Raw genomic sequence first — 14,598 nt, 5'->3', positions numbered from 1 at the left:
CAATAAGTGATCGACCTACAAGCCCTTCTGTCCTCTTTAGTATGACAGGAAATAGCGTGTAGGTCGATCATTTTTTCTTTTCATTCTGTTTGGTGTGGGCGATAGCCCTCATGAGTGTTTGTCCCGACCTCTTTTTTGCGGTCGCAATCTAATTTAAATCCCGTATCTCCCATACTAAGTTTCTGCATTCGTTTGCGTAAAATAAAAATAGATCAGCAATCATAATTACAGTGATTTTAACTTTAAATGAATGGGGAATGGTATGGAATGAATGTGTTTATAGGATGAAATAATCTTGTTATCGGTAACAGGATAAAAACGCTTGCAAAATAACGAAATCGATTGCACAATATAGATGTTAAGAAAATAACTTTGGAGGGACCAAAATGAATAAAAGAAGCTGGAAGAAAATTGGTTTAGGTTTATTGGCGTCGGGAATCGCATTAAGTTTGGCAGCATGCGGGAATTCTGCTGACAATAGCGGCAGTTCAAGCAATAGCTCATCAGACAAAACGGAAATCGATATTTTTCAATTTAAAGTAGAGTTCAAAGATCAATTTGAAGCTCTGGCAAAAAAGTATGAAGAAGAAAATCCGAATGTAAAAATCAATATAGAAACAGTTGGCGGCGGTTCTGACTATGGTGCTGCACTGAAATCTAAATTCTCTTCCGGTAATGAGCCTGATATCTACAATATCGGCGGTCCGGAAGATGTAAATATGTGGCTGGATAATTTAACAGATTTAAGCGATACCGAATCTGCAAAGCAGGCACTTGAAGGAACATTGACTGGTGCGACAAAAGACGGTAAGGTACTTGGGCTTCCATACAATATTGAAGGCTATGGTGTTCTTTACAATAAAGAAATTTTTGAAAAGGCAGGCATTGATGCAGAAAGCATCTCTACCTTATCTGATTTAGAAGATGCAGCGAAGACGTTGGAAGCTAAAAAGGATAAATTGGGCATTGAAGCGCCATTCGCTTTGGCTGCAAAAGAACAGTGGATTACAGGCTTGCACGGGTCAAATGCATTTTTAAATGCTGAGTTTAACAATGATGTAATGCAGGCGTATGAAGCGGAAGAAGTGGAGTTTACTTATGGAGATCAATTTAAAAAATATATCGATATCTCTAATAAATACTCTGTACAGCCGACAAATAGTCTGGATTACTCTCAACAAATTGAACAGCTGTTTGCAAATGGAAAAGTTGCCATGACACAACAGGGGAACTGGGTTTATCCAACCATTGCAGAACTTGACGAAGAACTGGCAAACGAAAATATTGGTCTGTTGCCAATTCCAATTGATGGTGTAACGGAAGGAACAATTCCAGTTGGTGTACCAATGTACTGGGGTGTAAATCCAAATGGTTCTGATGAAGAAGTTCAGGCAGCGAAAGATTTCCTCGATTATCTGTATACAACAGATGAAGGAAAACAAATTGTATTGGAAGAGTTCAAATTTGTGCCAGCATATGCAGGCTATGATACAGATAAGATTTCTGATCCTCTTTCTAAAGAAGTGTACACATACTACACAGAAGGAAACACGACTGGCTGGGTCTTTATGGGCTATCCTGCCGGCTGGGGCGAACAAACACTAGGTGCTCAAATTCAAAAATATGTTGCCGGAGAAGCAACATGGGATGAAGTAGTAAAAGTTTCTCAGGATAAATGGGCAGAAGAAAGAGAATAAGACTGTATTAAGGGGATATAGTTTTAAAGAAGGACCAATAGAACAGAATAGAACAGTAGAACTGACAATCAGGTTGCCATACTATTCAGCTGATTTCAGGTGCTGTTTAAAAGAATACAGTTTATTTCCAAAAGAAATGGTTTTGGAAAACTGAAAATCAAGCTTTGTGTGAGGTTGTGACAGAAGTGTTCTGTCTCAAGAACCAGGTAGGTATCATGCATCATCTACTCTGACGAGTCAATCGTAGTGACTTATTTCCGAAGAGGCAGCTTCTAGAACACCGTTTATTCGGTTTTAGGGATATCAGACATACTTATGTCACAGTCCCTTTTACATAAGAGGAGGGAACACATAATGAAACATCAAAAGAAAACGTGGTTTTATCTATTTGCTGCACCGGTTGTGCTGGCATTGACGATAGTGGTCGTCATTCCGTTTTTATATGGTGTCTATTATTCATTCACAAACTGGGATGCAGTTGCCAGAGGAGAGTTTGTCGGTTTAGCGAACTATAAAAAGTTATTATCTGACAGTGGCTTTTGGTCAGCTATATGGTTTACAGTTCGATTTTCTGTTGTATCGATTGTATTAATCAATGTGATTGGACTGGGACTGGCTATGCTGGTGACCAGTAAATTTAAAGGTGCGAACTTATTAAGAACGGTCTTTTTCATGCCGAACCTTATCGGCGGGTTGATTCTTGGATTTATTTGGCAGTTTATTTTTATTAATGCATTCAGCGCAATTGGTGATCTGATTGGAAATGAAGGACTTAAAACATGGCTGTCCACTTCACAGACTGGTTTTTGGGCGATGATTATTGTGATGTGCTGGCAGATGTCTGGGTATATCATGGTTATCTATATCTCGTATCTGCAAAATGTGGATGATGCTCTGCTGGAAGCAGCAGATCTGGATGGAGCAACTTCTTGGCAAAAATTCTGGCATGTAAAATTCCCGTTGATTATGCCCGGTTTTACGGTAAGTCTGTTCATGACACTGTCCAACAGCTTTAAATTGTATGATCAAAACCTGTCTTTGACAAATGGAGGACCATACAATTCAACGCAGATGGTGGCTATGAACATCTATAACAGCGCCTTTGTAGAAAATAAAATGGGCTATGCACAGTCCAAAGCGGTAATCTTCTTCATTATTGTAGCCGTTATTTCATTGGCGCAAGTATATCTGACGAAGAGAAAAGAGGTCGAAGTATAATGGAAAAACAAAAATCAAGCAGCAGAATACTTCGAATGATTCTGGGGATCGGTCTGGGACTGGTCTGGCTGATTCCTTTCTACTTAATGATCAGCAACTCATTCAAATCAAAACAGGAAATATTTACCAATCCGCTTGGTATTCCTGAAAACTTTACATGGGCAAATTATCCTGAAGCTTTCAGTCAGCTGGACTTTATTAAGACTTTATTTAATTCTCTTCTGATCACTGTCGTAAGTGTAACAGTGATTGTAATTTTCTCTTCCCTTTGTGCGTATGCACTGGAGCGGATGCAGACGAAATTAAGTACATTTATTTTCATGGTATTCGTGGCGGCAATGCTGGTTCCTTTCCAGTCTGTTATGATTCCATTAGTATCACTATTTGGTAAAGCACAAATGTTGAATCAGACAGGTATCATTTTCATGTATCTTGGGTTTGGTGCGAGTATGTCAATTTTCTTATACCATGGCGCATTGAAGAGTATTCCAAAGGCATTGGATGAGGCGGCGATTATTGATGGAGCCAACCGATTTCAGGTATTTTGGAAAGTGATTTTCCCGATGCTGAAGCCAACGACTGTAACAGTGATTGTATTGAATACAATGTGGATTTGGAACGATTATCTGCTTCCTTCACTGGTTATTAATTCACCGACAACACAGACGATTCCGTTGAAAATGTTTTTCTTCTTCGGACAATATACAAAACAATGGCATCTAGCATTGGCTGGTCTGGTACTTGCAATACTTCCGGTAATTATTTTCTACTTTATCATGCAAAAACAAATTATTAAAGGAGTTGCCGATGGTGCTGTGAAATAGGTACAGGCGACAGTTGGAGGGCTGAAATGTATAAACGATTATTTGAGATTGATCCTTGGAAAATAGCGACCAACCAGTTAGATCGTGAGAATAAACGACTGATGGAAAGCTTGACATCCATTGGCAATGGTTATATGGGCATGCGAGGAATGTTTGAAGAAACATACAGCGGTGATTCACATCAAGGGTTGTATCTGGCAGGCATCTGGTATCCGGATAAAACTCGAGTTGGCTGGTGGAAAAACGGTTATCCGGACTATTTTGGAAAAGTAATTAATGCAGTCAATTTTATTGCTGTTGATATTACCATTAACGGAACAGTATTAGATCTTGCAAAGCAGGACGTAAAAGACTTCTATATGGAATTGGATATGAAAAACGGCTTGCTGAAACGAACATTTGTCTATGAGGAAGCAGAAAATAAAGTTGCCTTTTCTTTTGAGCGTTTTGTCAGTATTGTTGATAAAGAACTGGGCTTTGTCCGTGTTAAAGCAGAAGTGCTGTCAGGAAATCCGGAAATTCGTGTCTTTTCAAAAGTAGATGGAAATGTCCGAAACGAAGACAGCAACTATGACGAAATGTTCTGGGAAGAAAAGCAGCGGGAAAATCAGGATGGAATAAACTACCTGATGATGGAAACCATTCCCAATGCATTTGAGGTGCCCAGATTTACTGTTACTACAGTAATGAAAAATAAAATCAGCGAGTCTGTTGAAGGACAGAGGGTTTCAGAAATACTGCTGGTCGGTGATCAGTTTACCTGGTCGGGAAATATCGGACAGATGTTTACATTGGAAAAGACAATCGCTGTCGTAACAAGCAGGGATGTTCCAGAAGAAAATCAGCTGACAGCAGCGAAAGAGCTTTTAACAGCTGGTCTCTCTCAGACTTTCGATCAGCATCTTGAAAAACAGGAAGCAGCGTGGGAAGAACGCTGGCATAAAGCAGATGTTCAAATTATAGGAGATGATGAAGCGCAGCAGGGTATTCGTTTTAATCTTTTTCAATTATTTTCCACTTACTACGGAGAAGATGAACGTCTGAATGTTGGTCCTAAAGGCTTCACCGGAGAAAAATATGGAGGAGCAACATACTGGGATACGGAAGCATATATCGTTCCGATGTATCTGTCTGTTACTGAGCCGAAGGTTACCCGGAAATTACTGGAATATCGATACAAGCAGCTTGATGGTGCGCTGATCAATGCGCAGCGTCAAGGGCTGAAAGGCGCTTTATACCCAATGGTGACCTTCACAGGGGTGGAGTGTCATAATGAATGGGAAATCACCTTTGAGGAAATTCATCGAAACGGGTCAATGGTTCATGCGATTGCTGATTATACCAATTACACAGGAGATGAAACCTATTTACTAAAAGATGGAATCAAAGTCGTAGTAAATATTGCCCGTTTCTGGGCTGACCGCGTTCATTATTCGAAACGTGTTCAGAAATATATGATTCATGGAGTGACAGGACCAAATGAATATGACAATAATGTCAGCAATAACTGGTTTACCAACTATATTGCTTCATGGTGCTTAAAATATGCGCTGGATAATATTGACCGTGCATATACTGAATCAAAGCATGAACTGAATGTGTCGGCAGATGAAAAGGAAAAATGGCAGGACATTATTGACCATATGTATTATCCTTATGATGAGGAACTGGATGTATTTGTTCAGCATGATACATTTCTCGATAAAGATTTGATGCCGGTTTCAGACTTAAGACCTGAAGATCGTCCATTAAACCAGCACTGGTCATGGGATCGCATTCTGCGCAGCTGTTTTATTAAGCAGGCTGATGTACTGCAGGGTGTTTATTTCTTCGGTGATCAGTTTACAAGGGAAGAGAAAGAGCGGAACTTTAATTTTTATGAACCAATGACGGTACATGAATCCTCCCTGTCTCCATGTGTCCATGCAATTCTGGCTGCAGAGCTGGGGCAGGAAGAAAAAGCTGTGGACTTGTATAAACGAACTGCCCGCCTTGATTTGGACAACTACAATAACGATACAGATGATGGGCTTCACATCACATCCATGAGCGGCAGCTGGCTGGCAATTGTTCAGGGCTTTGCAGGAATGCGCACCTACGATGGACAATTGACATTTAATCCGTTTCTTCCTAAAATGTGGCAGGGCTACTCATTTGCCATTAACTACCGCGGACGTCTGATCTCAATCGCAGTGAATTCAGAAACAGTTGCGCTGGAATTGGTTGAAGGGGAAGAACTGAGTCTGTCGATTTATGAAAAAGAAATGACTTTAAGAGAAAAAATTACAGTTCCGATTCGTAAAGAAGAAACGGTCGACTAAAATGAGCGAAGTTGCTCAGGAAATGCGTATCTATATTATGACAGCAGCGGAACAACTTTATGTGGAAGGAAAGCTTCTAACGATCTGAGGTCGGGACAAAAGCGATCAGCTCTGAGAATTAAGAAGGAATATACGAAAATTGTCAAGGAACACTAGTCATAAAATGACTAACTGTGAATTGATACCTCCCTTGAGCTACTCATATTTTCAGTATCGTTCGACTTATTTCCAGAACTGCTGTCTCTACGAGTCTAACGATTCTCGAGACAAAACATTACGCTGTATCCGTTTTTCTGCGTCTACGGTTCTCACTACACTACACTTCGTTTCGATCTCATCAATTTCTAAACGGCAGAGCCATTAAGAATTGAAGGACTTCGTTCCGATCCTCGAAGCATGGAGGGGCTTTACTCCTACGCTTCTTCGAATGCTCGTCGCATGTCTTAGGGGCATGTATGAACTTGCTTCTACGCTTCTTCGAATGCTCGAATCATACAAAGACTGGAACACCGTTTATTCGGTTTTAGGGGTCTCGGACATACTTATGTCACAGTCCCTTTTGTCCCGCCGTTCATTCGGGGGGAGATACGAAGAGAGCTTGGAACTTTATTTCTGTTCCGCTCTCTATCGTTATTCTCAGGAATAGCAGCAGAAGCTTGATGACTCCAAAGGAATATGCAGGTAAAAAGCTTCAAAGCAGGGAGGAAACTATGGAAAAAAAATGGTGGAAAGAAGCAGTTGGTTATCAAATTTATCCTCGAAGTTTTAAAGACAGTAATGGGGACGGTATTGGCGATTTGAATGGTATTCGAGAAAAGCTTCCCTATCTAAAAGAGCTGGGTGTCAACTTTATTTGGATTAATCCGGTTTATGATTCTCCAAATATAGATAATGGGTATGATATCAGCAACTACCATGAGATTTTAGCGGATTTTGGTACAATGGCAGATTTTGACTTGCTGCTGAAAGAAGCGCATCAGCTGGATTTAAAAGTAATTATGGATCTGGTGATCAACCATACCTCTGATCAGCATGACTGGTTTAGAGAGTCCGCAAAAGGCAAGGATAATCCCTACAGAGACTATTATATTTGGAAAGATGGAGTGGACGGCGGACCGCCTTCTGACTGGCAGGCGATTTTCGGCGGCTCTGTCTGGGAATATGATGAGACAACAGAACAATATTACTTTCATGCATTTGCGAAAGAACAGCCGGATTTGGACTGGGAAAATGAAGAAGTGAGAAAAGAACTGTTTTCAATGATCAGCTGGTGGCTGGATAAAGGAATTGACGGATTTCGGGTAGATGCGATTTCTCATATAAAGAAAGCCGCTCATGATTTACCGGCACACGAAACAAAGGTTGCAGCAAGATACCAGAATATTGAAGGTATTGACAGTCATTTAAATGAGCTTAAAGAAGTATTTGATCGTTACGATATTATGACTGTAGGCGAAGCCAGCGGAGTGAGTGCACATGAAGCGGAAAAATGGGCAGGGAAAGACGGCTATTTCAATATGATCTTTGAATTTGAGCATATTGGACTTTGGAAGCAGGAAGAGTCAGAAGAATTTGATATAAAAGCGTTTAAAGAAGCTTTGTCAAGCTGGCAATATGCATTGGACGGAAAGGGCTGGAACGCTTTGTACATGGAAAATCATGATGTTCCCCGTTCTGTTTCAGCTTTTGGTAACGATTCTAAGGAGCTCAGAGAAATTTCTGCGAAGGCTCTTGCGTTGGTGTACATGCTTTTGCAGGGTACCCCGTTTATTTATCAGGGACAGGAGCTTGGAATGACGAATATGCCATTTGAAAGCATTGAGCAGGTAGATGCGTTGGATTCCAAGTACCTTTATCATGAACTGCGGAAAAAGGGAAAATCGGAAGAAGAGGCTATGGCAGTTATCCGGGCTACTTCCCGGGATAATGCCCGAACACCGATGCAGTGGGATGATACACACTACGGCGGGTTCTCAGAAAACAAACCTTGGTTGTCTGTAAACCCAAATAAATCCACAATTAATGCAGAACAAGAACAAACGGAGACGACTTCTGTTTTTCATTTTTATCAACAGCTGATTCAGCTTCGAAAAGAAAATCAGGCATTGATTTATGGCAGCTTTGAAGAGCTGTTACCTGAAGATGAACAGTTATATGTATACCTTCGACTTCTTGAAGAGGACGTATTTCTAATCATTGTGAATCTTTCAGGTGAACGGGCAGCTTATAAACATCCTAAACAATTAGAGAAATTGGGGGAAGACTGGCAGCTGGTTTTAGGCAATTATTTCGAGACTGGAAAGCTTTCTGAACTGAGCACACTGCAGCCCTATGAAGCAAGACTTTATCAATTGAAAATAAATGAAAAAAATAGTAATTGATTGCAGGTGGGGAAATGATAAAAGAACATAATGAACTTCAAGAAGAATCAACTGGAAACTGGTGGCAAAATGCTGTGGTTTATCAAATTTATCCAAGGAGCTTTCAGGACAGCAACGGGGATGGCATTGGTGACATTCAGGGCATTATTCAGCGGATTGATTATTTGGCAAAATTGGGGATTACAGCCATCTGGCTTTCCCCGGTGTATCAGTCGCCAAATGATGATAACGGTTATGATATCAGTGACTATCAGGAAATTATGACGGAGTTTGGTACAATGGCTGATATGGAGGAACTGATTCAAAAAGCAGAAGAGGTCGGCATCAAGATTATTATGGACTTGGTTGTCAATCATACCTCTGACGAGCACCGATGGTTTGTGGAAGCGAGAAAATCAAAAAATAATCCTTACCGCGATTATTATATTTGGCGTGATCCGGTTGAAGGAAAAGAACCAAATGAGCTGAGATCCATTTTCAGCGGCAGTGCCTGGCAGTTAGATGAAGAAACCGGTCAATATTATCTGCATCTGTTCAGTAAAAGACAGCCGGATTTAAATTGGGAAAATCAAGCTGTTCGTAAAGATGTATATGCAATGATGAATTTTTGGCTGGAAAAAGGCATTGGCGGTTTTAGAATGGACGTGATTGACCTGATCGGCAAGCTGCCGGATGACATGCTGACAGCGAATGGACCAAAGCTTCACACTTATTTACGGGAGATGAATCAGGCATCATTTGGAAAATATGATGTGATGACAGTAGGCGAAACCTGGGGAGCAACACCTGAAATTGCTAAACTGTATTCTGATCCGAAACGTCAGGAATTATCCATGATTTTTCAGTTTGAACATATGGGTCTGGATCAGCAGGAAGGAAAAGATAAATGGGACCTGCAGCCGCTGTCTGTTGAGAAACTAAAAGAAGTATTGTCCAAATGGCAGACGTCTTTAGGCAGTCAGGGCTGGAACAGTCTTTTTTGGAATAATCATGACTTGCCAAGAATCATTTCAAGATGGGGAAATGACCGGGACTATCGTGAGAAGAGTGGGAAAATGTTTGCGATTCTGCTTCACATGATGAAGGGAACACCTTATATTTATCAGGGAGAAGAACTGGGCATGACTAATCGTCCGATTACTTCGATTGAGGAAGTGGAAGACATTGAGAGTGTCAATATGTATAATGAACGGCTTGCTGCAGGGCATTCAGAGGAGAAACTTATTCATTCCATTAACGTTAAAGGCAGAGATAATGCCCGGACACCGATGCAATGGGATGATTCAAAGAATGCAGGATTTACCGAAGGAACTCCTTGGCTGCCGGTGAATGAAAACTACCACGAAATTAATGCAGAAAAAGCATTGGAGAATCCGGATTCTATTTTTTATACCTATCAAAAGCTGATTCAGCTTAGGAAAGAATATCCGCTGATTGTCTGGGGAGATTACGAGCTGGTTAATACAACAAAAGCTGAGGTATTTGCTTATTACAGAGAATATAAAGGAGAGCGCTGGCTGATTGCGGCGAATTTCTCCAGTCAGTCGCATACGTTTGAGCTAAAAGATACAGTTCAGGAGCTTATAATCAGCAACTCTTCCTCTGTCTCATTTGCTTCATCATCTATACAATTAAAGCCTTATGATGCGTGGGTTGTACGTGTTTAAAAAACTGTTTTTCATGTATAATCAAAGGGCAGTGCTTTTAGCACAGAAGACAGCGCAGCAGGCTATGAAGGGCGAGGTGAGTAAATGGCAACACTTTCTGATGTGGCAAAATTGGCAAATGTTTCAAAAATGACAGTTTCAAGAGTAATCAATCATCCAGAACAAGTGACGGATGAACTGAAGGAACTGGTTTATCATGCAATGAAGGAAGTGGATTATCATCCAAACATTGCGGCCAAGGCTCTTGTGAAAAATCGTTCTCAGATTATTAAACTGTTTATTTTGGAAGAAATTGATACAACAGAGCCCTATTATATGAATCTGCTGATGGGAATTGCACGATCGGTTGGAAAAGCGCATTACTCTTTACAGCTCGTTACAAAGGATGGTTTTGATACCGGCACCTGCGATGGTTACATTATTACGGGATTTCGGGCAAATGATTTTGACTGGATTCGTACACTGGAAAAACCTGTAGTTCTCTTTGGCGAAAACAGTCAGGGCTATGATTATGTAGACAGCGACAATCAGTATGGAACAGAAATGACGACCAACTATGCGATTGCCTGCGGCTATGATGAAATCATTTATATTGGAATTGATGTGGATGAGTCCTTCGAACAATCAAGGGAACAGGGATATCTGAAAACAATGGAGCTAAATAACAAAGCTGCCAGAATTGAGCGTTTCAATAATCGATCAACCCTAAGTCAGCTGTTTATTGAAGCGTACTGGGAGACTTTTTCGCCTAGTACCTGCTTTATTTGCAGTTCAGATCGGCTGGCAATCGGAATCGAGCGGGGAATCGCCAACAGCGGCGGGAAAATACCACATGATTTTGGTATTATTGGTTTCGATGGCGTTTTTCTGGATCAGGTCAGCTCGCCCAAGCTGACCACAGCAAAACAATCGATTGTGAAAATGGGTGAAGTCTGCGGAGAGATGCTGATTAAAAAGATTGAAGAAGATGGTCAGACCCAGGGATACAGACGCTTTCTACCTGAACTGATTATCAGAGATTCGACAAAGAGGAAATAGAACAGAGAATGAAACAGAACAGCAGCTGATTGATTGAAGCTGCTGTTTTTCTTGTTCATTAATGAAAAGTATCCCTTTTTTATTGATGAAAGAGAATAAACATGATGGAACTTTTAGAATACGTAAATTAAGCTGTAGATTCTTTTAGACTGGTATTACGTCCAGGGATTATTCTTCTATAAAATACAATTGTAAGAATCGCCATGTTCAATCATTCGGGCAGTGAGCCGCAAGCTGCTTAGCTGTGAAAAGCGATTGTCCGATGCCATTGCTGAATCGAGTCAAATCAGCTGTACTTGTTCTTGAAAACAGCTGTTAACTCCCAATTTTCCTTTGGTACTGAAAAAACTCTTGACCATCCGATCTTTTTGTTGTTCACTAACTCAAACATAACTCCTATCATTTCTTGATAGGAGAATTTTCTTTTACTAGACTGTTCTTATTTAACAGCAATAGAGTAGATTAATGTCCGGACTGCCAAGAGCCGTGGGATTTATATCAACAGCTTTCTTGCTTGGAAAAAAATCGAACGAACTTCTGAGTGTCTGTGATAAAATTAGAAAAAGAAGACTTGTAAAAAGAGGAATTCTCTCGGTAAATTGAACAATGAACGGAGGAAAAGAAATGAACTTTTTTAAGAAGCTATTTGGCAGAGAAGAAGAGGCTAGTTTAAAACCTTCAACTGGGCAACAAAAGGCAGCGGACAAAAAGATACCCGCAGTGAAGCGTGAAATCGAAGCAGCTGCTTTACATAATTTCGCTGAGAACTTTCCGAATCTTCCAAAAATAGAGATGACAAAACTGGTACAGGCATTGAAGAATATAATAGATCAGAAAGCAATGCAGAAAGAACAGAATAAAGTGTTAGGTGAAGATTATTTAAATAAACCAGATTTTTCATCTATTACATCTATGGATAAAGTGTTAGAAGAGGCAAGAGCGGGAAATTTAGAACCGCTGTACCTGATTGATGAACGCTTTGGAGGCAGCACAGGTATTGAAAATACCGTCTTTGTTCCGGTCGGTATAGCCAAGATCAAGGATTCATTTGATACTTTTTTGGAAGGTCTTCTAAGAGACGGGAAAAAGATTTCTTTTAACTGCCAGCCAGAGTATAAAGGGAAAAGTTTTATTCCTGCTGTAATCATAATTAAAGCAACAGATACTGAGACCGGTAAACTAATTGTGGATGAAAAAATCAGTATCTGGTAAGAGAGAAGAATATGTCAGGAATTTTTATTAGTATCTGAGCGTGAAATTATTGGCGACATGGTTTTGACTGAGTGCGAAGATATGGAGAGCTATGAACTTTCTGAAGCAGTCTTTTATCTGGAAAAAATAGTGATTCATCCTCTTTATCAGGGGAAGCAGTCTATTGATCATCTGTTCCGTTGTGCAAAGGAACAGGGAAAAGCGTGTGGAAAAATGGTGTACTTTGATTGCTGTTCTGGGAATCATAAATTGACGGAATATTATTCCAGAAAAGCTGAATAGGTAAGAACAATGGCAGAATAAGACTATGAGATTGCGTTATTTTGCTTATAGAAAATAAAAAATGTTGTATGGAAATGAGGAAAAAGGATGGCGATACTTAAAGAATTCGGTCAACAGACGAGAACAATCTCGAGTGCAGGGGAAATTAAATATTATTACAATAAACTGTTTTTAGACTTGGCACATAAAGAAAAGTATGTGGGGATTTTTCAAGACTATATCGAATGTTTAACTCCTAGAGAATTTTTAATAACCTATAAAGAATTACGAAAGTTTCAGTACTTTTATTCAAAAAAGTCGCAGGATTGGAATTGGAGTGATTTGAATGAAAGAAAACTTAACAAAGTTGGCGATATGCCTCCGGAGGTTTGGTGTTGGTTGGCTGGCCATCCAAATGGCTATATTAGAGAATTTGCTCTAAGCAAATTGTATATGCAGCCTGTAAGAAGAAAAATGATTGTTTGTCTGCTTTCTCTAAACGATCATATTCCGGAAATTCGAAGCATGGCGAAGGCGATGATCCTGCAAACAGCTGAGCAGACAACTGATGAAGAGTTGATTTTCAGCTTACCATTCATTCAGCGACTGTCCGGACTAAAGCAGATGGAAAATGAAGCAATAAAAAAATATCTAAATCAATTGCTTCTTGAAAAGCCGGAAGTATTGTTGAGTGCGCAGCAAAGCGAAGATCCATTCATTTATCGTTATGCTTTCGAGCTGAGCTATTTATCTGATGGAGTACTTAAAGAAAAGAGCATGGAAAATGGGCTTCTGAAAAAGGATAAATTAACACTGGGCAGGACCTTCCGAGAATTGATGAAGCAAACCGTTGATGCAGAGATTCGGGTCAGGGAACTAATGGAACATCCGCAAACAATCATCAGAAAGCTAGCATGTGAATGGTGCTATAATCATCTTGAGTGGGAAGAAGCAATGCTTCCAAAATTGATGGATTCCGTTACCAGTATACGCTATCTGGCGAAAGATTACATAAGCAAATATTTTCCAGATATCAATATTCGCAGCTTCTATTTGGAGAAGCTTTCAAAGGAACCTGTTATAGCCGTCCAAGGATTGAGCATGCTTCAGAACCGAAGTGATAAGGAGTTGCTAGTACCGTTGATACATGATGCCAGGAAAAAGCTGCGGTCAGCTGTAATAAACTGGTCAGTTTGTCTGTCAGAAGAAGAGCAGCTGCCGTTGCTGTATCTGGGAATTATGGATATTTCCAGATATGTTCACAAAAAAGCAGTAGAATTACTCGTTTCACATTTTACTCCGACAGTGAAAGAAAAACTGTTTGTTATATTTAATCAAACCGATCTGGAAAAACATCAAATTAGTGTGATTAAAGTGATGACAGGAGATACACGTAAAGAGTATTTGATCGATTTATTTACCTTATATCCGCAAAGTCTGAATGACGATGTCCGAAGAGAGATCATTATTCGGATCAATCTCTGGCATCAGGAGTGGAACCGAAGATTTTTTGTGCAGTTCACAGAAAATGAGGAAGAGCAGTTGAAGAGACTTGGAGAAGATTTTGAAGAATTGAAGGTAGAGCGTTTTTTGGGGTGAGAGCAAGTATAAAACGTGAGAGAAAGAACTGAGATGGCAGAGATTCAGCAAAGAAAACTGTATCATTCAGTTCTTTTATTTTCATGCTAAAATAGAATGAGTGCTATTATAATAGTGGAAAGGTTTCTTTCGAGTGCTTTTGAGAATTTTACTAAGTGATAATGGAAAAAATTTTGATAATCGAATAGTGAAAGCTGAGAGGTATGGGTTAATATGTGACCTTTGATAATTTATTATGGAAGAAAAAAAGTATTAGTCGCAAATTTTATAATCAAGTTAGCCACCTAAAAAATAAAAAAACATCCTAGTGAAAAATCGTGTATTATTGAGGTTCCAACACCAATCAATAAGGAGACTTTTCACTATGACTTATACACATT

At 39.8% G+C, this 14,598-nt stretch carries 10 protein-coding genes; all 10 read left to right on the top strand.

The genetic code is table 11. The features are described from left to right. Positions 1-386 precede the first annotated feature (386 nt). The 10 genes from LI954_RS15900 (at position 387) to LI954_RS15855 (ending at position 14,218) form a co-directional block, all read left to right on the top strand. Positions 387-1,697: an ABC transporter substrate-binding protein gene (locus LI954_RS15900; protein ID WP_229444967.1), complete on the top strand. Its 1,311-nt coding sequence runs from the start codon at positions 387-389 to the stop codon at positions 1,695-1,697. A gap of 354 nt (positions 1,698-2,051) precedes the next feature. Continuing rightward, complete coding sequence (locus LI954_RS15895) at positions 2,052-2,915, top strand: carbohydrate ABC transporter permease (RefSeq protein WP_229441993.1); 864 nt, start codon at positions 2,052-2,054, stop codon at positions 2,913-2,915. Continuing rightward, entirely contained in the window at positions 2,915-3,739 is an 825-nt protein-coding gene (locus LI954_RS15890) for a carbohydrate ABC transporter permease (protein ID WP_202068401.1), read from the top strand. Before LI954_RS15895 ends, LI954_RS15890 begins: the two co-directional genes overlap by 1 nt. A gap of 26 nt (positions 3,740-3,765) precedes the next feature. Next, positions 3,766-6,060: a glycoside hydrolase family 65 protein gene (locus LI954_RS15885; protein ID WP_229444966.1), complete on the top strand. Its 2,295-nt coding sequence runs from the start codon at positions 3,766-3,768 to the stop codon at positions 6,058-6,060. A gap of 710 nt (positions 6,061-6,770) precedes the next feature. After that, entirely contained in the window at positions 6,771-8,441 is a 1,671-nt protein-coding gene (locus tag LI954_RS15880; RefSeq protein ID WP_229444965.1) for a glycoside hydrolase family 13 protein, read from the top strand. A 14-nt stretch (positions 8,442-8,455) separates the two neighbouring features. Next, the gene (locus LI954_RS15875) at positions 8,456-10,108 is read left to right on the top strand and encodes a glycoside hydrolase family 13 protein (RefSeq protein WP_229444964.1); all 1,653 of its coding nucleotides are present in this window, start codon (positions 8,456-8,458) and stop codon (positions 10,106-10,108) included. A gap of 84 nt (positions 10,109-10,192) precedes the next feature. Next, on the top strand, positions 10,193-11,146 hold the full coding sequence (locus LI954_RS15870; protein WP_229444963.1) for a LacI family DNA-binding transcriptional regulator: 954 nt from the start codon (positions 10,193-10,195) through the stop codon (positions 11,144-11,146). A 624-nt stretch (positions 11,147-11,770) separates the two neighbouring features. After that, entirely contained in the window at positions 11,771-12,358 is a 588-nt protein-coding gene (locus LI954_RS15865; protein ID WP_229444962.1) for a hypothetical protein, read from the top strand. 81 nt (positions 12,359-12,439) lie between these two features. Then, the gene (locus LI954_RS15860) at positions 12,440-12,640 is read left to right on the top strand and encodes a hypothetical protein (protein WP_202068410.1); all 201 of its coding nucleotides are present in this window, start codon (positions 12,440-12,442) and stop codon (positions 12,638-12,640) included. An 87-nt stretch (positions 12,641-12,727) separates the two neighbouring features. Further along, on the top strand, positions 12,728-14,218 hold the full coding sequence (locus LI954_RS15855; protein ID WP_202068412.1) for a hypothetical protein: 1,491 nt from the start codon (positions 12,728-12,730) through the stop codon (positions 14,216-14,218). Positions 14,219-14,598: the final 380 nt, after the last annotated feature.

The organism is Enterococcus sp. CWB-B31 (genome assembly GCF_020567645.1).
Lineage (GTDB): Bacteria > Bacillota > Bacilli > Lactobacillales > Enterococcaceae > Enterococcus_L.
The sequence above is the reverse complement of the archived record's forward strand: the minus strand, read 5'-3'. Positions and strand labels throughout refer to the sequence as shown.

Excerpts from the sequence above, each read along its gene's own strand:
- LI954_RS15870 (WP_229444963.1), top strand. The coding sequence starts at position 10,193 with ATGGCAACACTTTCTGATGTGGCAAAATTGGCAAATGTTTCAAAAATG.
- LI954_RS15885 (WP_229444966.1), top strand. The coding sequence starts at position 3,766 with ATGTATAAACGATTATTTGAGATTGATCCTTGGAAAATAGCGACCAAC.
- LI954_RS15880 (WP_229444965.1), top strand. The coding sequence starts at position 6,771 with ATGGAAAAAAAATGGTGGAAAGAAGCAGTTGGTTATCAAATTTATCCT.
- LI954_RS15860 (WP_202068410.1), top strand. The coding sequence starts at position 12,440 with ATGGAGAGCTATGAACTTTCTGAAGCAGTCTTTTATCTGGAAAAAATA.
- LI954_RS15865 (WP_229444962.1), top strand. The coding sequence starts at position 11,771 with ATGAACTTTTTTAAGAAGCTATTTGGCAGAGAAGAAGAGGCTAGTTTA.
- LI954_RS15895 (WP_229441993.1), top strand. The coding sequence starts at position 2,052 with ATGAAACATCAAAAGAAAACGTGGTTTTATCTATTTGCTGCACCGGTT.
- LI954_RS15875 (WP_229444964.1), top strand. The coding sequence starts at position 8,456 with ATGATAAAAGAACATAATGAACTTCAAGAAGAATCAACTGGAAACTGG.
- LI954_RS15855 (WP_202068412.1), top strand. The coding sequence starts at position 12,728 with ATGGCGATACTTAAAGAATTCGGTCAACAGACGAGAACAATCTCGAGT.
- LI954_RS15890 (WP_202068401.1), top strand. The coding sequence starts at position 2,915 with ATGGAAAAACAAAAATCAAGCAGCAGAATACTTCGAATGATTCTGGGG.
- LI954_RS15900 (WP_229444967.1), top strand. The coding sequence starts at position 387 with ATGAATAAAAGAAGCTGGAAGAAAATTGGTTTAGGTTTATTGGCGTCG.